Origin of the sequence: Pusillimonas sp. T2 (genome assembly GCF_002236805.1) — a bacterium.
Taxonomy (GTDB): Bacteria; Pseudomonadota; Gammaproteobacteria; order Burkholderiales; family Burkholderiaceae_B; genus Neopusillimonas.
On sequence record NZ_NIQA01000014.1, the window covers coordinates 1 to 20,533 of the forward strand.

Annotated in this window: 24 protein-coding genes; 2 read left to right on the forward strand and 22 right to left on the reverse strand. The window is 55.0% G+C overall.

What is annotated here, in order from left to right:
- The 15 genes from pilV to parM all read right to left on the reverse strand — a co-directional run.
- Positions 1 to 1,027: shufflon system plasmid conjugative transfer pilus tip adhesin PilV (gene pilV / locus PuT2_RS14610; RefSeq protein ID WP_093971734.1), on the reverse strand; the 1,027-nt coding region annotated here is incomplete at its 3' end.
- Between the two features lie 25 nt (positions 1,028 to 1,052).
- A complete protein-coding gene (locus PuT2_RS14615) occupies positions 1,053 to 2,033 on the reverse strand; it encodes an ATPase, T2SS/T4P/T4SS family (protein WP_093971735.1) in 981 nt (326 codons plus the stop codon).
- Between the two features lie 36 nt (positions 2,034 to 2,069).
- Complete coding sequence (locus PuT2_RS14620) at positions 2,070 to 2,666, reverse strand: type 4 pilus major pilin (RefSeq protein ID WP_093971736.1); 597 nt, start codon at positions 2,664 to 2,666, stop codon at positions 2,070 to 2,072.
- Positions 2,667 to 2,745: 79 nt separating this feature from the next.
- On the reverse strand, positions 2,746 to 3,819 hold the full coding sequence (locus PuT2_RS14625) for a type II secretion system F family protein (protein ID WP_093971737.1): 1,074 nt from the start codon (positions 3,817 to 3,819) through the stop codon (positions 2,746 to 2,748).
- Between the two features lie 11 nt (positions 3,820 to 3,830).
- Positions 3,831 to 5,546, reverse strand: coding sequence for a GspE/PulE family protein (locus PuT2_RS14630; RefSeq protein ID WP_093971738.1), 1,716 nt, complete (start codon positions 5,544 to 5,546; stop codon positions 3,831 to 3,833).
- Positions 5,547 to 5,559: 13 nt separating this feature from the next.
- On the reverse strand, positions 5,560 to 6,228 hold the full coding sequence (gene pilP, locus PuT2_RS14635; RefSeq protein ID WP_158214059.1) for a type IV pilus biogenesis protein PilP: 669 nt from the start codon (positions 6,226 to 6,228) through the stop codon (positions 5,560 to 5,562).
- Between the two features lie 59 nt (positions 6,229 to 6,287).
- On the reverse strand, positions 6,288 to 7,682 hold the full coding sequence (gene pilO2, locus PuT2_RS14640; RefSeq protein ID WP_093971740.1) for a type 4b pilus protein PilO2: 1,395 nt from the start codon (positions 7,680 to 7,682) through the stop codon (positions 6,288 to 6,290).
- Between the two features lie 3 nt (positions 7,683 to 7,685).
- Entirely contained in the window at positions 7,686 to 9,386 is a 1,701-nt protein-coding gene (locus PuT2_RS14645; protein ID WP_093971741.1) for a PilN family type IVB pilus formation outer membrane protein, read from the reverse strand.
- A 15-nt stretch (positions 9,387 to 9,401) separates the two neighbouring features.
- Positions 9,402 to 10,370 carry a toxin co-regulated pilus biosynthesis Q family protein gene (locus PuT2_RS14650; RefSeq protein ID WP_093971742.1) on the reverse strand — a complete coding sequence of 323 codons (969 nt, stop codon included), beginning with the start codon at positions 10,368 to 10,370 and terminating at the stop codon, positions 9,402 to 9,404.
- Between the two features lie 141 nt (positions 10,371 to 10,511).
- Positions 10,512 to 10,796, reverse strand: a complete 285-nt coding sequence (gene icmT, locus PuT2_RS15745; RefSeq protein ID WP_143516205.1) for an IcmT/TraK family protein — start codon at positions 10,794 to 10,796, stop codon at positions 10,512 to 10,514.
- Positions 10,789 to 12,003 (reverse strand): type IV pilus twitching motility protein PilT, encoded by a 1,215-nt coding sequence (locus PuT2_RS14655; RefSeq protein WP_093971743.1) that lies wholly within the window; start codon positions 12,001 to 12,003, stop codon positions 10,789 to 10,791. The genes icmT and PuT2_RS14655 overlap by 8 nt, the downstream gene beginning before the upstream one ends.
- Positions 12,004 to 12,010: 7 nt before the next feature.
- Positions 12,011 to 13,261 (reverse strand): type IV secretory system conjugative DNA transfer family protein, encoded by a 1,251-nt coding sequence (locus PuT2_RS14660; RefSeq protein WP_093971744.1) that lies wholly within the window; start codon positions 13,259 to 13,261, stop codon positions 12,011 to 12,013.
- A gap of 11 nt (positions 13,262 to 13,272) precedes the next feature.
- Positions 13,273 to 13,746 (reverse strand): DotD/TraH family lipoprotein, encoded by a 474-nt coding sequence (locus tag PuT2_RS14665; protein WP_093971745.1) that lies wholly within the window; start codon positions 13,744 to 13,746, stop codon positions 13,273 to 13,275.
- 15 nt (positions 13,747 to 13,761) lie between these two features.
- The gene (locus PuT2_RS14670) at positions 13,762 to 14,313 is read right to left on the reverse strand and encodes a hypothetical protein (RefSeq protein WP_093971746.1); all 552 of its coding nucleotides are present in this window, start codon (positions 14,311 to 14,313) and stop codon (positions 13,762 to 13,764) included.
- A gap of 2 nt (positions 14,314 to 14,315) precedes the next feature.
- Positions 14,316 to 15,392: a ParM/StbA family protein gene (gene parM, locus PuT2_RS14675; protein ID WP_093971747.1), complete on the reverse strand. Its 1,077-nt coding sequence runs from the start codon at positions 15,390 to 15,392 to the stop codon at positions 14,316 to 14,318.
- 170 nt (positions 15,393 to 15,562) lie between these two features.
- On the opposite strand from parM, the gene PuT2_RS14680 reads away from it, so the two are divergent.
- Positions 15,563 to 15,751, forward strand: coding sequence for a hypothetical protein (locus PuT2_RS14680; RefSeq protein WP_093971748.1), 189 nt, complete (start codon positions 15,563 to 15,565; stop codon positions 15,749 to 15,751).
- A 124-nt stretch (positions 15,752 to 15,875) separates the two neighbouring features.
- Positions 15,876 to 16,712 carry a hypothetical protein gene (locus tag PuT2_RS14685; RefSeq protein WP_093971749.1) on the forward strand — a complete coding sequence of 279 codons (837 nt, stop codon included), beginning with the start codon at positions 15,876 to 15,878 and terminating at the stop codon, positions 16,710 to 16,712.
- Here the strand turns inward: PuT2_RS14685 and PuT2_RS14690 are convergent.
- The 7 genes from PuT2_RS14690 to PuT2_RS14720 all read right to left on the reverse strand — a co-directional run bounded on the left by PuT2_RS14690 (position 16,709) and on the right by PuT2_RS14720 (position 20,447).
- Complete coding sequence (locus PuT2_RS14690; protein ID WP_093971750.1) at positions 16,709 to 17,299, reverse strand: hypothetical protein; 591 nt, start codon at positions 17,297 to 17,299, stop codon at positions 16,709 to 16,711. The two genes, PuT2_RS14685 and PuT2_RS14690, sit on opposite strands and share 4 nt — an antisense overlap.
- 33 nt (positions 17,300 to 17,332) lie before the next feature.
- Positions 17,333 to 17,608 (reverse strand): hypothetical protein, encoded by a 276-nt coding sequence (locus tag PuT2_RS14695; RefSeq protein ID WP_093971751.1) that lies wholly within the window; start codon positions 17,606 to 17,608, stop codon positions 17,333 to 17,335.
- 10 nt (positions 17,609 to 17,618) lie between these two features.
- Positions 17,619 to 18,101, reverse strand: coding sequence for a hypothetical protein (locus PuT2_RS14700; protein WP_093971752.1), 483 nt, complete (start codon positions 18,099 to 18,101; stop codon positions 17,619 to 17,621).
- 24 nt (positions 18,102 to 18,125) lie between these two features.
- Entirely contained in the window at positions 18,126 to 18,647 is a 522-nt protein-coding gene (locus PuT2_RS14705; protein ID WP_093971753.1) for a hypothetical protein, read from the reverse strand.
- An 18-nt stretch (positions 18,648 to 18,665) separates the two neighbouring features.
- Positions 18,666 to 19,259, reverse strand: coding sequence for a hypothetical protein (locus PuT2_RS14710; RefSeq protein ID WP_093971754.1), 594 nt, complete (start codon positions 19,257 to 19,259; stop codon positions 18,666 to 18,668).
- 9 nt (positions 19,260 to 19,268) lie between these two features.
- Positions 19,269 to 19,685, reverse strand: a complete 417-nt coding sequence (locus tag PuT2_RS14715) for a hypothetical protein (protein WP_093971755.1) — start codon at positions 19,683 to 19,685, stop codon at positions 19,269 to 19,271.
- A gap of 126 nt (positions 19,686 to 19,811) precedes the next feature.
- The gene (locus PuT2_RS14720) at positions 19,812 to 20,447 is read right to left on the reverse strand and encodes a hypothetical protein (RefSeq protein ID WP_093971756.1); all 636 of its coding nucleotides are present in this window, start codon (positions 20,445 to 20,447) and stop codon (positions 19,812 to 19,814) included.
- Positions 20,448 to 20,533 lie beyond the last annotated feature (86 nt).

Below are 20,533 nucleotides of genomic sequence, written 5' to 3' on the forward strand. Positions count from 1 at the left end.
CGGATTGGCAAGAAAGTAGCAAACCTGCCGCATTCCTTGCAATTGTTCCTGGCTCAACAGGAGAAACGCCGTCGGCCGCAGTAAGCGGTGTCCCATCAGCAGCGACTGAACATGAGGCACCTTCGTTAACGACGGCATTGACTTGAAAGGTTTTGGCCCCTACGGCACCTGTCGTGCGTATATTTCCTGCGCTGATGGTTGTAACTGACGTCCCGCCGGCATCCTTAACATCAACAGCTTGGGTTTCAACACCGTCAGACTGCACCAACTGTGCGCCAAGAATGTCGTTGCCTCCCATCAGGATGTCGGTTTCCATGGTGTTCAGAACGGGATCACCCTCGTTCTTGCGGTGCAGAAGGCCACTCACATCGATCTGCTCAACACCATCACTGTAAAAAACCGCCGATGCAATGCGCTCTGGCGCTGGGGCTAGTCCCCAGACAGATACATCGAAGTTCCACAAACTATTCGTGCCTACAATAGTTTCGGGTTCTGCCGCTGTTGTATAGCCGGCCGTGCCTCCAATGGCGCTGGCCACCTTTCGTGCATCGCCGGCTTCAATCATGGTGCTGTTGCCGTCGGACACGATAAAAGGCATGATTTTTTGATCTGTCGCGCTCGTAGGGCTGCCTTTGACCAGGATTTGATAGGCCTGGCCAAATGGGTTGATCAGGCTGTCGCCGGCATTCAAGTATTCCCCGGTCTTAAGTTGTGCTTCTGTAATCGTGGTCAGGAACAGACCCGCAGCGCCGGCCGCCTGTGCTTGTGTAGCAAGCTCCGATTTGTGATCAACCGTGTATTTGCTAACAGCTTCAGTGAGCCGCTCAAGCTGATCTGCCGCGGCCTCGGTTGTTTGATGGTTGATGTACTGCGTGTAGTGGTTCATGCCGAGGGTCATGCCAACGGTCAGAACCCCAAGAATGATCGACATTTCAATAAACGACAAGGCGGCCTTGACCGCTCGTCGCCACGACAAGGGGGCGGCTGATGTCATTTTCTTTGCTTCGGTAATCTGTTGACTGTGCATGAAGTTCTCCGGTTCGACTGCGCTGCTATCCGACGAGCCCCATTCGAATGGCTTGTTGATTAATGTCCTGAGCCAGGTGCGAGAACTTGCCTTCGCGCACCCGGACCCGCGCACCGTTGTTCTGATCACCCTGGAGATTCAGTGCTTGCCATTCCAACGTGTACCCTTGCCCATCAGCGCGCCGGACAAGGTGCTGCCAAATAACTGCTTGCAGGCCCATCGCCAGCTTCGCGTTTGTTGGAGCAGTGCCCAATCCCGATCCTGAACTGGCCAGACCGCTCAGCCGCTCTATGGCAGCTTCAACACTTTGCGCGTGCAGCGTCGAAATAATCATGTGACCGTTGCACGAAGCGTTGACCACTTCTGTGGCCGTTGCCTCATCGCGCACTTCACCCAGCAAGATCATGTCCGGATTATCTCGAAGCGCACCAACGAGATGTTCTTTGTAGCCGCCTCGATCGCGTCGAGCGGGAACTTGCTCACACCATCCGTCACCCACGGGGCCATGCATATTGATTTCTGGAGGGTCTTCAATGGCGACCGCCAGCCCCCCATGGCGCACCAGACGCGATTGCAATAAAGCTGCGGCCGTTGAAGTTTTACCAGCGCCAGTCTCGCCGGCGATGAGCACCAAACCCTTCAGATCCTGGCGTAGCAATTGGCGCACTAATTCATCATGAAACCCCAGATCCTCGATGCGCTTGGCTGACAGGGTCAGCTTACGCAGGGTGAACTTCCATTGGTTCCAGATATTCTTCTCCGCCCTAACCCGGTACTTAACCCCTCCGTTGTTGACATAGAACTCCTGGTTCTTTTCAGTTAACAACGTAGTCGTACAGAGCTTTCGCATGCCCCTAGCCTCTTCTAAGCAGGCTTCAGGCACAGGCGAGAGTACCCGAGTCGATGTTTTCAACCCCTTTAAGAACTGCCTCTCAACTGGCTTACCATCGGGGCCTTTATCCACCGTCAGATAAAGATCAACAAACTCCAACTCATTTAACTGCATAGCCTGTGCCTTGTGATTCACTTTAATCGGGGCTTGTTAGTTAGCTAGAGCGCTGCTCCAAGTGATGGAGACAGGGTTGGACGTGCCACAAAGACCATCAGCAATCGCCGTAGTCAGTTCGCTCAGATTCTCTGAATTGCCTCCTACCGTGACACTGCGCAAAATGCCTCCTTTGACCGTCATCAAAAGCTGGGTGCATTCACTCAAGGGCACGGCAGCATAAGTTATGGTGAAGTTCTCATTATTTGTACCAGTGGCGGCGAAGGTGACAGCACCGCTCCAGCGGTTGGTTAGGACACCCGTAGATGTGTTGTAGGCCATGTTTGTCGGGATGCCATTTGTTGCGACCAGGTCATCGCGAATGCCATTGGCTGCGGAGTTGTACCCTAGGCCTGTACGGGTTGCGCGAACGGCTGTGGAGAGCATCGAAATGTTTGTGGCCTCTTCTGCCACTTCGCTTTGACCAAGTACGCGCTGAGCACCGCCGAGCGCTAACGCAATGAAGGTCACCACGACCATCAACCCGATCCCCATTTCGATCATGCTCAATGCGGGCTTGCCCTTCTTCCAGTTTCGGCGCCCCATGACCGAGGGATGGGATACTTGGGTGTTCTCAATAGTTGCCGCTTTCATAGTTTCTCCAGAAAAAAAACGCTTTTTTATAATTCGTATTAATGTACCAATACGAATTATAAACAGGTTAAGAAATCAATTACATCCCCATTGCGGTACGAGCCATCTCCTGCAACGAATAAACCGCAACCAACACAAGAATCATCAAGCCGCCCATGAAGACCAATGCGGAGACGAAGATGATATTAAAGGCGGCCTTTACCTTCTCCACGCTTTTGGTAAGCCATCGCTCACCAAACTTAGCCAGATGCTCGTCAAAGCCGTCTTGATCCGACACAGCCCTAAGAAAATCGATCAAACGCCTCTCGGGAAACTCGTATCCCGTTCGGTACAAAGCCTGGCCAAGATTCTGGCCTGAGTTGATCCCTGCCAGCGCGGCACCAATTCGGCTCTTGACCCAGGGGCTGCCGGTGCGTGCCATGATGATCAGTACATCTTGAAGTCGGACACCTGCTTTGAGCATGACCGAAACGTTTAACAAGAACGTGGAGCCATGCAATGCGCGATAAATTGACCATGGAGGAATGCGATCGAGCCAAACGCGCAACTTTGGTCGGTACATATTAGGCAATGACCACGTCACCCAGATACCAAACAGGGCAAGCACCACTAGCGTATGGACGCCCCAATTCGTCACAAAATGCGCGATCTGCGCAAGCAACCAGGCCGCTCCCGTCCAGTTCTCCTCAGGCGTGGTGCGAGCAAACTGGGGCACCATCTTCGTGCTGATTTGATAAAGCAGGATGACGAATACCACCATCAGCAAAATGGGATAGGCCGTTCCTTGCTGCACTGCGCTCTTTACAGCGCGCTTTGCCAGAATAATCTTTGAGCACTCCATCAAAGCCTCGGCCAACTGCCCGGTCGTTTCTCCAGCTTTAATCAGAGCGACTTCCTGTGATGGGGCCCAGCGCACCAAGGCCGTTGATAAACTCTGTCCGCTTGCTACTGCCTGTTTCAAATCAGCAAGCATCATGGCCCGAGTCGCTTTCGGTTTCTTACCCTGGTTGCTCTCGATCATATAAAGATCACGAATGGCCTTGTCCAGAACCACGCCATTCTCAAGTAGCAAAGCGAGTGTTTCATACATCTCAATGCGAGCATTGCCCGAAAGCAACCACGCATTGAGCTTTTGTTCCAATGAGTTAAACATGCATTACCGCCTTAAGAAACCAACTGGATGTGACGTTCGACTGGCATTCCCCAAAAGTCCTGGGGCGCGGTGGCCACAGCCTGAAAGTTGCCGCCTTTGCCGTAATCAATCCCAAGTGCAATAAAGTCGTTATCCAGTGCGATCACGCTGGAGTCACCAGCCACAGGATCCACAAACCCTTCATTGATTCGACGAATCAGAGCCTGACATTTGCTGATTCCGCCCATTTCCTTGATCCAGTACTCTTTGGCCCGAACCTTGCCCTTTTCCTCGAAAACTTCCATGAACTGCATGTTGGGCACGATCGTCTCAGCGATGACGATCCGTCCCACAATGCCGCGCACACATTTATTGCACCCCAGGCCGCGCAAATAGACCCTTTCAGTCAAGCAGTAGCGCTCAATGCGTTTGCGCTGATCCGGATTAACGTCACTTTTGCCTTTCGCCCAGGGAACGCGGCAATGTGGACACAGTTTCTGGGCCAAACTTTGGTTGATCAAACCAGTCATAATGTCCGGATCAAGCATAAGATCGCGATCAACATTCAACCCTTTCAGTCGGGCCATGATCGATACCGCATCTGTGGTGTGTAAGGTGGTGTAGACACCGTGGCCGGTCGTGGCCAGGTCAAATGCCGCTTTGGCCGAATCCCGGTCACGAATCTCGCCAATGAGCGCCATATCAGGGTCGCGACGCACCAGTGCCGATATTGCCTTGAGCCAACTGATACGCACCTCATCGGGATTCTCCCGATTAGCCACGACCAGCGGTGTTTGTACAGCGCCCGGGATACGGTATTCGGGGGGATCCTCGATCGTAAAAACCTTGATGCCAGTGCGGAGCCCCACCCCTTCGGTTTCGGACGGGGCTCGTTCACGCGCGATGGTGTCTGACAGAATCGTGCTGGCCGTTGTGGATTTACCCGACCCGGTGCTACCGGACAAGATGTTGACACCGCCAACCACGGCGCGGCGTTGCATTAACTCGATATCGCGACACTGTTCGGGCAGAAAGCCAAGTTCTGTGAGAGATTGAATCTTCTTGTTTGAGTCATACAGCAGCCGCATGACCAAAACTGTTCCTGGATCCGAGTCGGTTGGACCCGATGAGATTCGTGCGGCAAACAACCCGCATTGGGCTGCCAACTCTGTTTTGAAGCGTGCATCCTGATTGGCCGCGGGGTTGTAGGTCGTCGATGAAACATCGCACATCGACTGATAAAGTGTAGCCAGCAAACGCTGCCCGATGATGCTGGAACGCTCGTTCACACTGAACATCTCGCCGTGTATACGATAGGCAATTTCAAGAACGCGAGGATTGAGCACGAAGTGAATATCGCTTGCCCCCTTATCAACTGCGTCACGAATTATCTTCATGACATCGCGCTGCATGTCGCTGGGGCCCTCTTGACCGTCAAGCACACGAGCAACACGCGACCCATCTGCGTCGGGTGCCGGCAGTTGACGGTACAGCTGATGCAGAAACGTGATGGACGTCTCGTGAATACGAGAGTCATCGATGATGATTCTTTCACGTTTGAGCCGGTCAATGAGAGTACGAACCTCTGTGTTGAGGACCTCACCTTTGGCCACATGCAAGGTATGGTCGCTGGTCAGGCACAACAGGTCCCTATACTTAGGGGCGACCTGAAACGGCCCCCCTTGATCCGTCAGCACGTACACACCTTCGGCTTTCGCCTTGGCGATGATCGCGTTCTCATTGCTCATGATCGGTCCTGAGTCAGGCTGGGTTCACCGGCATTGATGGTTCGGGCGGCATAGGCGAAGGCGTCATTGGGTTGATCGCCCCTCGGGGGAAAGTCCCTGGCGTTGTTGGAGGCAGGGGGGGCATCGGCGAAGCCATGGAGGGCGCTTGAGGGGTACTCGAGCGCTTGGTCTCTGGTGTAGGAGAGGCTGTGCCGGCGACAATGACCTGGCCCTTGGGTGTTTTCAGGCGTACCTGCCGGCTGGTGATCGAATGCACGACGTATCCACCGGGAAGCTGCTTGCCAACCCACGCCTCGTCACTGCTGCCATTGGGGTAGCGCAGCACCGCGCGAAGACTAGCGCCGCTACCACTGATTAACGCGACTTGCGGGGCTGGCTCCATAGGGCCCTGTGCTGTTGTGTCATAGTGGCCAGCGGCCTGCTTTCCCTGGCGCAGCTCTTGCTCAATCTGGTTCTGTGCGCGCAGCAGTTTCAGGCGCTCTTCGGCCTGTGCGGTTAACGCCTTGAGCCGAGTGACCTCACCATTAATTTGTTCGATTTCGCGAAGCGTCACCGATTCACCGACCGTGCTCGAGGGCTGAACCGTTTGAGGTTCGGACGCTTGAGCGCTAGCGCTGACGCCATAGCCGCCCAATGTGGCTATGATCAGCAGCACCATGGAGATTTTTGTTGGGTTATTCATACGCATCCTCAGACAGTTATCGTGCGTCAGGTTCATCATGGATAATTCTTCACCGACCATTAGGGCCTCGTATTGACTTCGCCTTTGAGCACCCAAGTCAGTTGCCCGCTCTCAGGCCTGTAAGTAGCTGTTGCGCTTTGTAGGACCACACCTTTTAGGGGTAACTGGCTCAGAACATGCTGGGGGTTTAAGCCAACAAGTGTCATCTGCCACTCGTAGGTGAGCCACCACGGAGGCGGCACTTGTGCTTTGTCCTGACCGAGCAGCTTGATCCAGGTCGCTTTGGGCGGGGGCGGTATAGGATGCGGCTTGGGCGTCAGATCAAGCTTGCCCGCTTCGCTGTTCTCAAATGTTTGGAAGTAACTGATCCATTGCGTCATCCACTCGCGGTCACCCAGAACGTCAGTTCCGTCCTGGCGGGGCGCTGGTCGCTCCAGCGCTAGCCCCACTGTTGCACGCTGCGCCTGGACACTGGAGACGGGAAAGCGCGCAGCGACCTGGCCGACTTGATCCATCGTCGCCTGCCCTTGCTTGCGCTCATAATTACCAGCAATGGCGCTGACCCGACAATCAATTGAGGTCAGGGGCCAATTCACCAAAACCGCTGGCAGCGTACCCACATGGTTCATACAGTTCGTGATCAAATCGTAAGCACCGGGCTTATCCGTCCAGGTAGGACGCACCTGCGCCTGGTCGACTTCTTGTAGCGCTTGTGCTTTTCGCTCGTTAAGCTCCTGCAGGCTTTGTAGTCTGCGGACCTGATCAAACCGATCATGGTCTGGCTTAATGAAACTTAAGTAGTACAAGCCGCCGGCGCCGGCCGCCATAGTGCCTGCGAGCAGCAACATCGTCGAAGGCTTTAACAATCCGCCAAAGCGAGCATTTGCGGCAACAAGTCTGTGTGAGCGCTGGTGCTTTGCCGTCTCAAGTAGCGCAGCCAGTTCCTGCGCCCTTGCATTCATTTCGGCGAACTCTTGCGCAAGAACAGTGTCATCGGTGGGGATGTAAATCTCGGCCCACTTGTTGGCCCGACGGATCGACAGGGCTTTGTCGCGGATATCCTGGGGATCGCCCACTAGGTCAAAGCCCGGAATAATGGCACCGTCCTTTACCGCAACCAGAAGGTAGTTGCCATCGTCCAGCGAGAACACACCTAACCAGGACTCGCCAAGATAGTTGGCCAAGACAGCGGCCAGACTGTAGGCGCCCTCGTAAAGTTTGAGTTTGTTGCGTGGCGCGTCGACCAGGCCTGCCTGTTTGGTGAACCCCTCATAGAGCATGAGAAGGTTCATCTGCTCGCGCTTGGCCAACTCCCGGGCTTCTTTGAACGCCTGCGAAGGATTCTCGATCGAGCGCCAAGCCATGTTAGCCACATAGCGACGCTTTCCGACCTTTAGAACGCGAGCAGTCGTTTGCTCGTCGTCCTCGTAGAGTTGGTAGTCCAGATCAGCCATGGATCACTCCATAACCACGGGAGTGATCAGGATCACGATGACGTCACGCGTTTTGCTCTGTTTGCCACTACCACCGAACAACCAAAAGCCCGAATCGCCCACACCTTGCTTGGAAGCGTCATCGTTAGACTGCTCAAACCCGGACAGAATCAAGGTCTCGCCTGAGCGCAGACGCACACGCTGGCTAAAAATCCTGTTGGCCACTTCAGGGATTTCGATTTTCTGGCCGCCCGACTCTACTTCACGCAGTCGGGTAAGTGAGGACAGGTTGATGCTGTACTGCAGCAGCATATCCGGCCCTTCCATTAAGTACGGCAGTAGCGTCATGTTGAAGCCCGTCGTGATGGTGCCCGGAGTCAATGTGCTGGTACTGCCCACATTGGCCGTGTCGGTCGTTGAAACGCTGGCCAAGTAACTTTGCTGTGAGCCGACCAGAACCGGAGCAGGCTGCAGGTTAAGTGTCGTCACCGAAGGTGCTGTCACAGTCGACACACGGCCGATTGTCGAAAGCGCATCAACGAGCAATTCGGTACCGTTCCAACGGCTTGAAGGATTCAGAATTCCGACCGAGCCCGAGGCGCCACCTCCTGCACCTGGGAATGCGGACGAGAGCCCAATACCATACCTATCCAGGCTTCGGTAAACCATGTCCCAGTTAATCCCCATGGAGTCGCCATCGTTAACCGTTACGGCCAGAACCTTAACGTTCAACAACACCTGACGTGTAATGCGCTGGTTCTCGCTCTCAAGGTACGAAGCAATACGGTCCAACACTTCCGGCCGATCGGTCACAGTCACTGTGCCAGTCGAGGGCGAAATGGCCGAACGACCAAAGGCTGGCGTAAGCATGTTCTCGATGGTTTTCTGGATGTCTTCGATGATGTTCGTCTCGAAGGTCAGACCCGTGGACTGGCTCGACCCCTCGGACGAGAAACTGCCCTGCGTGGCGTTCGAATTGTTGCTCGACTCAGCGCCTGATTTAACGGACGAGCTCATCTTGGCCACACCAGGAATGGCGTACAGGTGAAACACGCGTGTGTCGGTGTGGTAGATAACCACCGCGTTGTCCTGGAACTTCCAGCCCAACCCCAGTCGTGCGGTCACCTGATCAAGCAAACCACGCAGCGGCTTATCCTTCCAGTGAATTCCGGAAATCGTGTTGCCTACGTTGTTGATTGGGATGAAGCTGGTACCGCCGCCGCCTGGTGAAGAGCCCATTCCGAAAGCGGCCAGATTCGGCGAGGGCAATCCCTCGGTTGCGATAGCATTAGTTGCGCCAGCCGATGCCGACCCTTGCGCCGAGCCCGGGGCATAGCCGTTAAGCATGGCCAAAGCATCCTGGGTCACCCGCACAGGAACGCCACATTGGGTCGTCACGCTTTTAGCAAACTCGGAGATTGTCACTCCAGTCACTGGAATGAACGTGATGGGACACTCCAGCTGCGAAGGCTTACCACTAATCGTGGCTGCAGCTGCCGGAATCGGCGTGGTGTCCACCCAAATCGAATCGCTGCGAATGAGCGAACCGCCGGCTTGCTCACGGGCAGTTTGTGTTGAGCGCATGCGCTCTAACATCGATTTGGCCGAATCTTCACGCGCTTGAGAGCGATCTACAGAATCGTTAATCCGCTGTACGGCGCAACCGGACAGCACTACCGTGGTCAGAGCCAGTGTCGCGAATCGTTTGATTGTTCGTGAAATCATGAATCCCTACCCTATTTATTCAGACACTTGGGCAGCACCTGCGGGCGCTGTCACGGCAATTGGACGGCGCTCGACGCTCGCGTTCTTGAGGCCGGGTTCGGTCACCACAATCACGCGTTGCGCTTCGTGGGCATAGCCAATAAGGGGACGATCTGCGTTCTTGTAGGCGTCCAGAATCTTGTCCACAGCAGCGAGGAAGTCATCGGTAATGCGTACTGGCGCTACGATCTGGTAATCCACCTTCGCACGCCAAACCAGTTGCCAGCCCTGCTCCTCAAACCACTTTCGCAATCCGGCCGAGAGCATGACGCCTCGGTCAATCTCCCAAATGGGCTTGGGCACCGAGGGCACAATGGCCACTGGCTCGACCGCCATCGTGGTTGCCACAGCTGGCTCCAGCGCCTGATCCTTCGCCAGTGAAGTAACGCTGGCTTGTGTCCCCGGCACAGGAATGGACTCGGACTGATCGGCCTGCATAGGTGTGACATCGCGCACCGATCCTACTGGCGGGTTGACTCCTGAACCAACGTGCGCTGGAGCGATTACCACTTGGTTGCCTTGGCTTAAATCAATAGAAATGCCAGCGGCCTGCACCATGGCTAGCAGTGTTTGATAACGCGTTTGACCTTGTGTGATGGTGACCTTGCGATTAAGCAAGCGAGCATCGCCGTCCAGGCGCACAGCACCTTTAACCGGCACCACCTGGGCAATCACTGCATCGGCCATTGGCATGGTGCCAAAAGGACCGGGATAAGCCGCTTGCCAAATGGGTTCAGCAAAGGTGCCAATGAGGTTCGGGTCCGCTAAAACGGGTTCGGTTGAGCTCTGGTCAAACAGCGCGCCTGATTGCGCGGCGCTGGCGACCAACGGGGTTGCTGGCATCGCTGGGGGCTCGGGCGTGCGCTCGTCAATAAAGGCCGTTGCGACCCCATGCAGAGCCATTGCGGCCACACCCAAACCAATTCGAGTAACGTGCCTGTTCATTGAGGAACTCCGAAAGGGTGACGTTTCATTTTATAAACTCACTGTCGATATATCGTTAATGATTTTAATAGTAACACCGGCATGCTGAAAAGTCGCATTATTAGCCTGTCTTTTTCGACGTGCCTTGTCTTAAACCAACGCCTACTCGGGTCCGCGGATCCGACTAAAGCGGCGAATCACCCAGACGGGTCTTGCGCTGACGCGTGCGCCATACATCCGGCACCGCGCTCGACGCACAAACCAAGGCAATGTATAGCCTTTCTGATACAAGTAACCTTGAGCCACAATGACCAGGAAAGCCAGGCCGAGCGACCATAAACGCGGGTACACGAGGCAAAGCAAGATCGGAAAGGCGCAATAAGCGGGAAATCGGGTATAGGGCAAGCCTGGGCTTTCTGCCGTTCGTACCCATTGAGCATTACGCATAGTCAATCTCCTCCTGGCCGTGGGCAGGAAGCAGCTCTGCCATATCATGTTCGGTCAGAAACTGGCGCGCCTCATAGGGCGTCATGCTGGTAACTTTCAAGAAGGTTTCATAGGAGATCTTGCCCTCACGCACAAGAGGCAAGCATTGACGGTCAAAGGATGTACCCGCTTCGTCCATCATCTGGGTCACAATGGAGCCCCACTCGTAGTACTTGGCCTTTGCCAGCACGTTCTTTGCCTTTCGATCCATGATGAACCAGGAGCGGATTGCCGTTACCTGGTCATCGGTTGTCCGGGCAAGCTTCTGAGCTACGACAAGTCGCAGTGAATCAAGCAGCTTATTGGCCGCTGCTGGCTGAGCATCTTCCGGATAGAACGACACCATTCGGGCGAAAACTTCAGCCGGGGTGTCAGCGTGAACGGTCGAATAGACAGCGTGGCCTGACATACTCATCTCAAAGCACGCCTGCACGGACTCGCGGTCCCGCGACTCACCCATGATGATCACCCCACCCTTTCGGCGCATCGCATTACGCCCGGCATCGGAGAACTCTTTGAGGTTTCGCCCGATCGCGACCTGAGACGGTTGCGGCATGCGATTTTTCGCTAATCCGGTGTAAACAAACTCAATCGGTTCTTCATAGGTAAGAATCTTGACCGGGCTGTCTGCATTTTCCAGGCGATGTCGGTTGCATGAAGCGAGCAAGGTCGATTTGCCTGAGCCGGTCGTGCCGACAATCAACACCAACCCGTACTCAGGAAAAATGGTTTCCTTGATCGATTCGGGCAGATTCAATACTGACAACGGTGGGGGCACACCTGGGATCGTACGCAGAGTGATCGACACCCCGCGAGCTATCGCGCCGACACGGCAAGCTGTGGCATTGGCTCGAAAACGCTTGACGTTATTGGGGTCGCCCTTTTGTGCGCTTATTTCCACCTCAAAATCTAGTGCGTCACCATTTTGCAAGATGGCGGTACCGGAATTGTTGTACAAGAATGCCAGCGCCCGTTCAAGCTCAGAGTGCTCCAGCACCCTATTGGTGATTGGCTCGTAGCGGCGTCGAATTTCGGCCCAAATATAGTCGCCCGATTGAATCGTGATGTCAGAAGCGCCCTGCGCAACCGCATGACGCAACATGTCGTAGAGCTCGTCCGGGGTAAAGTTCACCGGTAAGTTCAGCTGAAACGGGGTTTCGTTGCTCATGATCGCCTTACCTCGTAAACAATGGTGGTGGGTTGTAGACCTGAGCTACGGGAGCCGTCGGCTTGGCGGTTTCCTCCGAACCTAAGGCCTGAGGCGGTGTCGAAGCACTCGACGTTGAAGCCACCGCGGTGGGTTTTGTGTCTGGCGTGGCCGCCTCGGTGCGTGTTTGCGCTGACTTGGTTTGCGCGGTCGATTTCGTTAGCTCGTTCTGGCTCGTAGATTGGGCCGATTTTTGGGGCACACTCTTATTGACCGGCCCGGCTGCCTCGTTGATGGTCGGGGCGATCGGTTTTTGCTCTATCGGTGCGCTTTCCTTCACCGGCGCAACCTGTACCGTTTGCGCTGCACGCGCTTTGTCTTGCTCTTCTTGCTTCTTGCGCTTGGCCTCTTCCAACGCGGTGGACTTAACCACTGGAAGGCGCGGTTTGGCTTTCGGTGTGGCGGGCATCGCCTTCCATGTCTTGGCGTCGGTATTGAGCTGCGAAGGCAAGGTAATACGGAACGTGGTATCGCCCACGACCATCATGTTCGGGTCGTCTTGGGTAACAATCTCCTGGGCGCTGGCAATATACGGTGCGCTGACCATCTTGCGTTGATGTAGGTCATAAAACGTGCGCATGCCGTTGTACGTTTTGACCAACTCGCCCAGATTGTTGCGAAAGATCTCGTCGGCCTGAGCACGGCCATTTTCGTAGGCAATTTTCACCTGATGCTGCCAATACTGGCGCTCTTTAGCATCGCGGGGCAAAAGCTGTTCATTGGCTGGGATGGTAGGCACCTCCTGCCCGACAGGCAAACCCATCAGCAGCCAGTCGCGCCAGCTAGGTGCTCCGGCAAAAAAGCGCGCTGGCTGCTCTAGTCGGTACACGGTGCCGGCAAGTCTCATGCTGTTATCGGTCACGCTGATCGCGTTATCGGTTCGTACAATTACCGGGGGCAGCACGCCTTTACCGATCACAAGATCGCCGAACCGAAACGTCTGATCCAGGTCAGCTGCGCGCTTGGCAATCACTTTGCCAATCTCATTGGCCCGTTCGATCATGCCCGTTTGGGTGCCAATGGTAATGGCCGCGCCGTCAAGCGCTGCCTTTCGTACAGGATTGATCACTGGCTTGGCGTCCGATGCATTGGCATTGAGCAAGCGATCCAGGTTGACAGTTTGTGCCGCCACCCAGGTAGGCGAGCAGGCAAACATGAGGCAAGCGAGACGAACCGCTGCTGCACGCTTTAAGGGAAACAAGAGGGTGTGTTGCATCATCACCACCCGCCTTACCTGTAACGCACTTCAAAGTAATCGTCGCCCATGACTAGGTCTGCTCGTTGGCCCAGTTGTTTGTCCAGATCACGCAGGAAGTTCTCGAAGGTAAGTTCTTTGGCGTTCACGAACACGAAGATCGGGGGGCGCGGTGTGGGGCCAGTAACATTGAAAGTCTTTCCTCGAGCACTGGCGACAGCTTCCATGAGCGCAACAATGTCGCCCTGGTAGGAAACTGAAACCGAATCTGAAGCGAAGCTGGCAAACTGCGCCTTCTCATCCATCGACCCGGACCAACGTGGTGCTGTTTGAACGCGACTGATCGCGGCATCAATATCCTGTTCAATTGCCAACTCAGTAGCACTTTTGGCCGCCGGCTCTTTGTTCTGTTGCAGTCCGGCACAACCAGCTAGGAATATCAGTCCGACACCAGCCAAGCAGGAGCGCACACAGCGCGATGAGAAAAGTGAGTGATTAGTACGCATCATAGGTGTGTCTTACTCTTAAAGTACGAACGTATCGAGCATCGAGTTATCGCTCGAGGTTACTGAATTCGGACGGGCTGGCGCCAACGCGGCTCTGAAGGGCGACGCTTGAAGCCGGCTTGCTGGCTCTGGCGGCTGTGGCGCGGGCTCGGCTGATTCAGTGTGACGTGCAATGGTCGGTGTAGAGGGCGCTTCGCAGGGCTCGGCTTGATGCGAGCGGTTATGCCGCGCAGTTGCCTCAGGCGCAAGTCGCTGCTTGCCATTGATTGGTTGGCTGTTCTGGGCCAACGTCGCCTGCAGTTGAAGAATATTGTTCGGATCAATCAACGCCCCGCCATTGGCTTGTGCTAGCGCCTGCAGCTGCGCAACCGTACTTAACCGGTCAAGCAACGCACGCTGCTGCTGCTCGCAAATCGCCCCTAGACGGGCCAAGCGAATCAGCTCAGCAGCGCGCACGCCCCAGCCTTGCATGTCAACCATGTACGCAAGCTCGGGATAGCGCTGCGGATCGATAATGACCGACTGTCGGAACGAGGCGGGCGCGCCCCGATTGTTGGCAGAGCGGCTCATAGTTACCCTTTGGCCCGGGCCAGCAGCAACGCTGCTTTGTACATCCCGCGCGAATTGGCAAAAGCCGGATTGTCATGAATCGTGATGCCCGAACGCGGCAACTTGGGAAAGACGATATGGGTGCGATCTTTAAGAAGCTCGGCTCCGCCTCCAACAAAAATCACCTGCCCCATCGACTCGGCCGCGCCAATCAGGCGGTTGACTTCGTAACCAATCCGTTCGGCGAACTCATCAATATGCGTGGCCACATCAGCCGACAGATCATGAAGTTCGCCATAGAGTCGGTATCGACCCGTAGCAATGAGCCGATCAATGTGCGTTTCAGATACTGCCTCCACAAGATTGAATTTCTTGCGCAGGTAGGTATTGAGCTCGTCACGCAAGTTCAGCGCCCCCACTTCCGCAGTATCAGAATACTGGGCGTACAACCCTTTTCCACCCTCTTTGACCACCGCAATGTCCGTGGTCTTACCGCCCACGTCCACGACAGCAACGGGGTCATAGTCCGAAATTTCCTTGAATGCCGTGTTCGCGTTACCCATCTCGTCATAGGCCGCATCGAAGTACGCAGCTACCGCTTCGGAGAGCACTTTATGCTCACCAATGTGAATCGTTGCCTCATCCTCGCCCATACGTCGAATCGGACGCAGCAAGCTTTGGCGCTTAGCCTCAATCAAAGCAGTATTGGGCACACCCTCATTGAAGAAGCGATCAATCGGCAAACCGGTCACAACGCTTACATCAGCGCCGATCAGCCCTGCTTCAGCCAGGGCATGGACCACTAAAGCGCGGTTCAGGCTGGAGGTGGGGTAGTCATCGGATCGAGTATCCATCGATTTGGACAACACCGAGTTGGCATTGACGGTGACGAATTCGTCGCGCGCCACCTCATAGATAACATCCTGGCTTGCCGAGCGTTCCTCCAGACCAAACTGGGTCGTGGTTTGGCGCCCTTGCCAGGCTTGAGAGCGAATCGATGAGCACACAAGCTTGCCGTCGATCATTTGCGTCACTTTGATGGCGTAATGCCCATCATCTACGCCCACAGGGATCAGTTTCGTCGTTGTTGCAGTTGTCATGGTGTCTTTTCTTTCAGTCTGTGCTGCGTTACGGATAGGTGTTATTCTATTTTTATATTCACGATTGTCAATACAATAGTGACTATTAAATTAATTTTTTTGCTCTAATGTGCAAATGTGAGCATTCAAATCCACCCTTCTTTTGTGGTCAGCGCGCGGAGAACGTCCCTATGGAAGCATTCATCAAGATCCTGATCTACCTGGCCACGATTAGTGTGAGCACCCTCATTGGGTTGGTTGTGTTGTTTTATGCCCTACTGGGGGCCCATCGGCTGCGCGCCCGGTTTATACGCTGGCGCATAGCCCGCATTCAAGCCAAAGAAAAAGGAAAGAAGACCTCCTACCGCTGGGATGTTTAAGCCTGGCTGACCTTTTGGACGAGCTTTGAAGCGCACAAGAGTGCACATTTCGATTTTTGGATTGATCTGGGTAGACTCGGGGTAACTCCAACGATCACATCGTCACACCAATGAGCATCCGTATATGGCAGAACGCTTTAACGAACCCTGGCGTGCAGCCAACATAGGCGTACCAACGCTGGACGCCCACCTCGGGCTGAAAGGTCCGCCCCCAGGTCTGATCCTGGTGGCCGGCACACCCATTGCTCAGAAAAGCGCCTTCGTCTCGCAGTGGTTTAATGTCACGGCGCACTATTTACACACGGCGTTGTTTTGCCATTATGAGCTTTCGGACAACCTGGGACCGGCCCAGCTGCACAGCGCCTTTGGTCAATACGGCGGCCAGTTGGCCAAACCTGTGGCGCGACCCGAACAATCCACCGATCATTGCGCGTATTACCTGGCCGATGTGCAGCCGACGGTCACCTTTGACTACTTGCGCCAGAAACTGCCACTGTTCCAACAGGTGCTCGCTGAACGCAGGCAAACGGCACCGCGCCTGGTGATCTTCGATACCCTACTGCAAGCAGTGCGGCCGGGCTTGCATAGTGGTGCCGTCATTGGTGTGGACAATGTTCGCCAGGTGCATCGGTGGGCCATTGAGCAAGGTTTAACCGTGGTTGCAACGGTGGATCTGTTCCTACCAACCCGTCAAGGCGCCAAGATACCGGAGATGAAGTTTCTGCAATCGGCAATCGGTCCGTATGTCCAAAATTGCCTGGGCGCCTACGTCTTGAGCTTGAACCGGCCAGAGTTACTGCGCGTCGCACCGGTTGAGCGTATGCAGCTGCGATTCATCGACCCGTCCTGGTCCATGGCCGCATCAATCAGCATCGATGTAGATTTCAATCACGAGCGTCGCTGGTTTCAGGATCCTGACACCCCGGCAAATCAACGTTTGCGCGCCCAACTGACGGGTTAAGCTCGCGGGCGCACGCCGCTTAGTCGCTCTTGCTCTACCTGATCGGGTTGCTCGACAATATCGCTGGTGTGGTAAGTGGGTTCGGCGGTCTGGCCTTCGCTTACGAAGTCAATGTCGCCGGCAGCGTCCAGCGCGGCCAATCTGGCACTCTCCTTGCTCGTAGCCTCAACATCAATCCAAACTTGCTGGATCTGGGTACGCTCAACCAGCACGCGGTAGAATTTTGGTTGCCCAATATGATGGGCCAAACGGGCGGTATGCAGCATAGCTTGTGAAACAGGCTGTTCGCGCTCTAGGACGGGCACATCAAAAAAATCGGCAACCGCTTGGCCAAGCTCTACCCGGAACGCGCCGGTGTGGCTGTCTTTAACGTCTGACGGCACCAGGCTATCGAGCACCTGATCATCCAGACAATGATTGACCAGTTGATTTACGTGTTCAAGATCTAAACCTAATACCGCTTCCGTGGCGTCGAACTCGATTGGCATCAGCTCAGTGGGGATGTCATCCAACGGATAAGCATAGATCTGCGGGACGAACAAGCCTTCAATTCGTTGGTTGGCGTAGTAATCGGGCGTGAGTGACATAAGCAGATAATTTGCGAAAAGAATCGGGTTGCCCTATGGCCTGGGGCCGGGTCGAATAACAGGCTCTGGGATATCGAGCTCGTCAATTTGCAGTCCCGCTGCCAGCGGAGCGCACGCCTGAAACTCCTGAATGATGTGCTCCGGGGCTTCCAAGCAACGCAGCGCTCCATGGCTATCCATCAGGCCTACTTCGAGCCAGTCCTGGGGGTTAGTTCGGTAATCCTCGCGCACATTACCAGCGAACCCGGGTTTGAAAACTATGCGCGCCTGGCGTGCATCGGCAAAAAACGATGGAGCGATGTAGTACATAGCCCTTCTCCTAGCCTTTGGGCGCCGGGCGCTGATCTTGGTGCTGCCTGCTGACAGGCAGATCATCATAGGAGCATCGCGCGATATCGTCGACCGCTACTCCAAACTGTTCAGCCGCGCGCTTGTAGATGCCCTCCATGCTTATCGATACAGCCTGCACGTTTTCTCCTTCGCGAATGTAGGCCTGGGCGTAACCGGAGAGGTAGCGCAACCTCTCAGCGCCACACTCCTGCATAACGACCACCTCACCTTCGGCCACAAAAGGCATTACGTAATCCTCAAACGTAAACTCTAACCCCTCACCCTCATCGTCGGTTATGCTCCAAACAAACCCGCCGTCTTGCGAGTAGGGCCCGGGATTGAGCATCACGTGGTCAGGCTCTGTGGGGTGGTCCTGAATATCGATATCAAACGGATCAAGGGCTTTTCGCAAACCCTCGATATCGACGACCCTGAAATAGTTCGTTCGAGCAACGCCTTGCCACTCAGCCATAAATTTTCTCCTGTCTCTTATCGGTTAGGCGCGAGGAGCCAAGGCTGTTGCGCCATTTCTCGCCTGGAAGGACTGCTGTGCCAGCGCTAACGCGTCTTCAAATTGCCCTGGATCATCGGCGTCAATGTAGAGGGCATCGACACTCTGTTCTTGCGCCCAAAGCATCTGCTGGACCAAGCAATCCAGCGCAATTTCCTGGCTCATTTGAATGTCATGAGTACCGTCAACAAAGCTGCGGCATTGCAGATAGATACGATCGGGCCAGCTATGACAGGCCACCTCCAGGCGCTTCAGATCCGATCGCACAGAATCACCGTTGTCCCAATGCCAGTTCAGCATGACTTCTGCAAACCCGTGCTCACTGCAAACTTTGGCCGCCCGTAATACGTTCTGAATGTCTGCCTGGCTCATATCAAATCGGATGTAGACGTCATCGGCACCGTCACCGGCCAGATCATTGAGCATGGTGTAGACGGTGAGTGGCTTATCGGGGTTGATCCGACGCACCTTTCTTAAGAGATCATGTTCGTGGTTAGGGTTGCTCATATTCAGCTCCAATGAAGGTCAATTAGCCTGCCGTGCACTGGGACGCTGCGTTGATGTCGTTTGCTCACCCGTTTCGTTGTGTGCCGTCGGCTCACCAGCCAGGTAGGCGCTGATTTGCGGCGCTAAGGCGCGAATCTTTGCGCCTTCAAGCGCCTTTGCAAAGGCTCCTGCGTCGTGCTCAAGCATCTGCTTGGCAAGCGCGTAGGGGTCAGAGACCTCCTGAGGCCCGTACAGCACGCCAATTGTTGTCACCACATCTTCCAGTAGACGGTTGGCGCGTTCGAGTTGGCGTCGTTCTTTTGCGCGCTGCTGTTCTTTGGCAAATGCGGCGGCCAAAGCCTGGGCGTGTTCACTGGTGGTGAGGGTACCGCTTACGATCTGATCAAACACGTCGCCGGCCAGCTGATCAACGTCAACGCTCGGGTCAAAGTAGGCTCGACCTTCACCGAGTGCGACCTTGCCCTGCGCCTGCAACGCAAGAAAGGTCTGAGCCGCGCCCACAAGGATCTGATTGCGGGCTACGGCGTGGTGATCAAGCATACGGTCAACAATTGCCTCGTTCAGGCGTTCAAGCGCATCGTGCTGTGCTTGCGTTAGGGTAACGTTCTTCATGACGGCCCCTTATTGGGTAGGCGTGGGATGAGCGAACTCTTGCCCATGCGATTGCGGCGCGACAATCTCCATGGGTGCCGCACTGCGCTCAACAAGGCGTATCAGCTCGCCCGCGGTATCCGGGTCATCATCCATCAGCGCATCGTCAATGAGACTCTGGACCGTCTCTTGCACGCTGGTATAGCCAAGCAGCTCATGAGCGGCGTCCAGTTGTTCGGTATGGTTGTCCTCAGGGCATTCGTTGGTTAGCGTGTCCAGGCTGGTTTGCACAGCCCGGGCGATACGCCCCTGGTCAACGCCCTCGGCCTGAAGCGCCAAGGCCATGCTGCGAAGCGCTTGATACGCCCCCAGCTCCCATTGGCACAATGTTTGTGACTCGTTCTGGGCAGTGACTTGCTGGTTGTTTAAAAGGATATCGGCTCGCATGATGGACCATCCGTTGTAGTTAGGATTGATACCATTCTAGGAATTATCTGGGCCGATTCAAGGATTTGGATAGAAGAATTTTTGAGCCTACCGAATGTGGTTTCACGCGTGAAACATAAGCACCATCTAATGCAGCGTACTGAACAAATCGTGGCCAGTACCGGTGGATTCAGATTGTGCGCGGCAAGCATCATTTGCGTAGTTCAAGCCGGATAGCCCATCGGCAGGGTCAGTGACTTCATCGACAAAGAACTCCTCCTCATGATGCTCGAAGGGCTCATTGCACTGCTTGACCAGTTCCAGCGCTTTTCGCCCGGCTTCGAACTGGTTGGTCGCGGTTACGCTGACCGTTTTAACACTACGACGAACCTGAGCCACAACAACCTCGAACTGACGTGCCTCGAAGCCGTGTGCTTTACGCGCTTGCTCCAGATGCGTTGCGGTCAACTCTACGAGTTTTCCCAGGCCGCCGGCGCCGGTAGGTAAACCAAACAAGCGCACCACATTGGCTGGCTCATCAAGCGCAATGCTGTAGTGCGACATTGCTTCGTACTGAGCGCGCTCCAAACTGAAGGATTGCAGTTGACTCAATACTACCGAGGAGTTCTGGGCCATCTGCTGTAGTTGATTCAGGCTCAGACTGAGCAGCTCCTCCGTGATGTCTACGCAAGAGACGCGCTGGCCACGGGAGATCTCGCCACTTTCATCGTGATGATGAACGTAGAACGAGGCGGTGACGGACACTTTGGCTGGAATGGGCATGGGGTTTCTCTTTGAACTGTTTTTTTGTACAGCAATCAATGGCTTAGCAATTTTTATAATTGCTGTTAATGTATCTATAACGACTA

What these genes read in the sequence shown, in the direction of transcription:
- PuT2_RS14615 (WP_093971735.1), bottom strand. Translation starts at nt 2,033, where the DNA reads ATGCAGTTAAATGAGTTGGAGTTTGTTGATCTTTATCTGACGGTGGAT.
- PuT2_RS14620 (WP_093971736.1), bottom strand. Translation starts at nt 2,666, where the DNA reads ATGAAAGCGGCAACTATTGAGAACACCCAAGTATCCCATCCCTCGGTC.
- PuT2_RS14625 (WP_093971737.1), bottom strand. Translation starts at nt 3,819, where the DNA reads ATGTTTAACTCATTGGAACAAAAGCTCAATGCGTGGTTGCTTTCGGGC.
- PuT2_RS14630 (WP_093971738.1), bottom strand. Translation starts at nt 5,546, where the DNA reads ATGAGCAATGAGAACGCGATCATCGCCAAGGCGAAAGCCGAAGGTGTG.
- pilP (WP_158214059.1), bottom strand. Translation starts at nt 6,228, where the DNA reads ATGAATAACCCAACAAAAATCTCCATGGTGCTGCTGATCATAGCCACA.
- pilO2 (WP_093971740.1), bottom strand. Translation starts at nt 7,682, where the DNA reads ATGGCTGATCTGGACTACCAACTCTACGAGGACGACGAGCAAACGACT.
- PuT2_RS14645 (WP_093971741.1), bottom strand. Translation starts at nt 9,386, where the DNA reads ATGATTTCACGAACAATCAAACGATTCGCGACACTGGCTCTGACCACG.
- PuT2_RS14650 (WP_093971742.1), bottom strand. Translation starts at nt 10,370, where the DNA reads ATGAACAGGCACGTTACTCGAATTGGTTTGGGTGTGGCCGCAATGGCT.
- icmT (WP_143516205.1), bottom strand. Translation starts at nt 10,796, where the DNA reads ATGCGTAATGCTCAATGGGTACGAACGGCAGAAAGCCCAGGCTTGCCC.
- PuT2_RS14655 (WP_093971743.1), bottom strand. Translation starts at nt 12,003, where the DNA reads ATGAGCAACGAAACCCCGTTTCAGCTGAACTTACCGGTGAACTTTACC.
- PuT2_RS14660 (WP_093971744.1), bottom strand. Translation starts at nt 13,261, where the DNA reads ATGATGCAACACACCCTCTTGTTTCCCTTAAAGCGTGCAGCAGCGGTT.
- PuT2_RS14665 (WP_093971745.1), bottom strand. Translation starts at nt 13,746, where the DNA reads ATGATGCGTACTAATCACTCACTTTTCTCATCGCGCTGTGTGCGCTCC.
- PuT2_RS14670 (WP_093971746.1), bottom strand. Translation starts at nt 14,313, where the DNA reads ATGAGCCGCTCTGCCAACAATCGGGGCGCGCCCGCCTCGTTCCGACAG.
- parM (WP_093971747.1), bottom strand. Translation starts at nt 15,392, where the DNA reads ATGACAACTGCAACAACGACGAAACTGATCCCTGTGGGCGTAGATGAT.
- PuT2_RS14680 (WP_093971748.1), top strand. Translation starts at nt 15,563, where the DNA reads ATGGAAGCATTCATCAAGATCCTGATCTACCTGGCCACGATTAGTGTG.
- PuT2_RS14685 (WP_093971749.1), top strand. Translation starts at nt 15,876, where the DNA reads ATGGCAGAACGCTTTAACGAACCCTGGCGTGCAGCCAACATAGGCGTA.
- PuT2_RS14690 (WP_093971750.1), bottom strand. Translation starts at nt 17,299, where the DNA reads ATGTCACTCACGCCCGATTACTACGCCAACCAACGAATTGAAGGCTTG.
- PuT2_RS14695 (WP_093971751.1), bottom strand. Translation starts at nt 17,608, where the DNA reads ATGTACTACATCGCTCCATCGTTTTTTGCCGATGCACGCCAGGCGCGC.
- PuT2_RS14700 (WP_093971752.1), bottom strand. Translation starts at nt 18,101, where the DNA reads ATGGCTGAGTGGCAAGGCGTTGCTCGAACGAACTATTTCAGGGTCGTC.
- PuT2_RS14705 (WP_093971753.1), bottom strand. Translation starts at nt 18,647, where the DNA reads ATGAGCAACCCTAACCACGAACATGATCTCTTAAGAAAGGTGCGTCGG.
- PuT2_RS14710 (WP_093971754.1), bottom strand. Translation starts at nt 19,259, where the DNA reads ATGAAGAACGTTACCCTAACGCAAGCACAGCACGATGCGCTTGAACGC.
- PuT2_RS14715 (WP_093971755.1), bottom strand. Translation starts at nt 19,685, where the DNA reads ATGCGAGCCGATATCCTTTTAAACAACCAGCAAGTCACTGCCCAGAAC.
- PuT2_RS14720 (WP_093971756.1), bottom strand. Translation starts at nt 20,447, where the DNA reads ATGCCCATTCCAGCCAAAGTGTCCGTCACCGCCTCGTTCTACGTTCAT.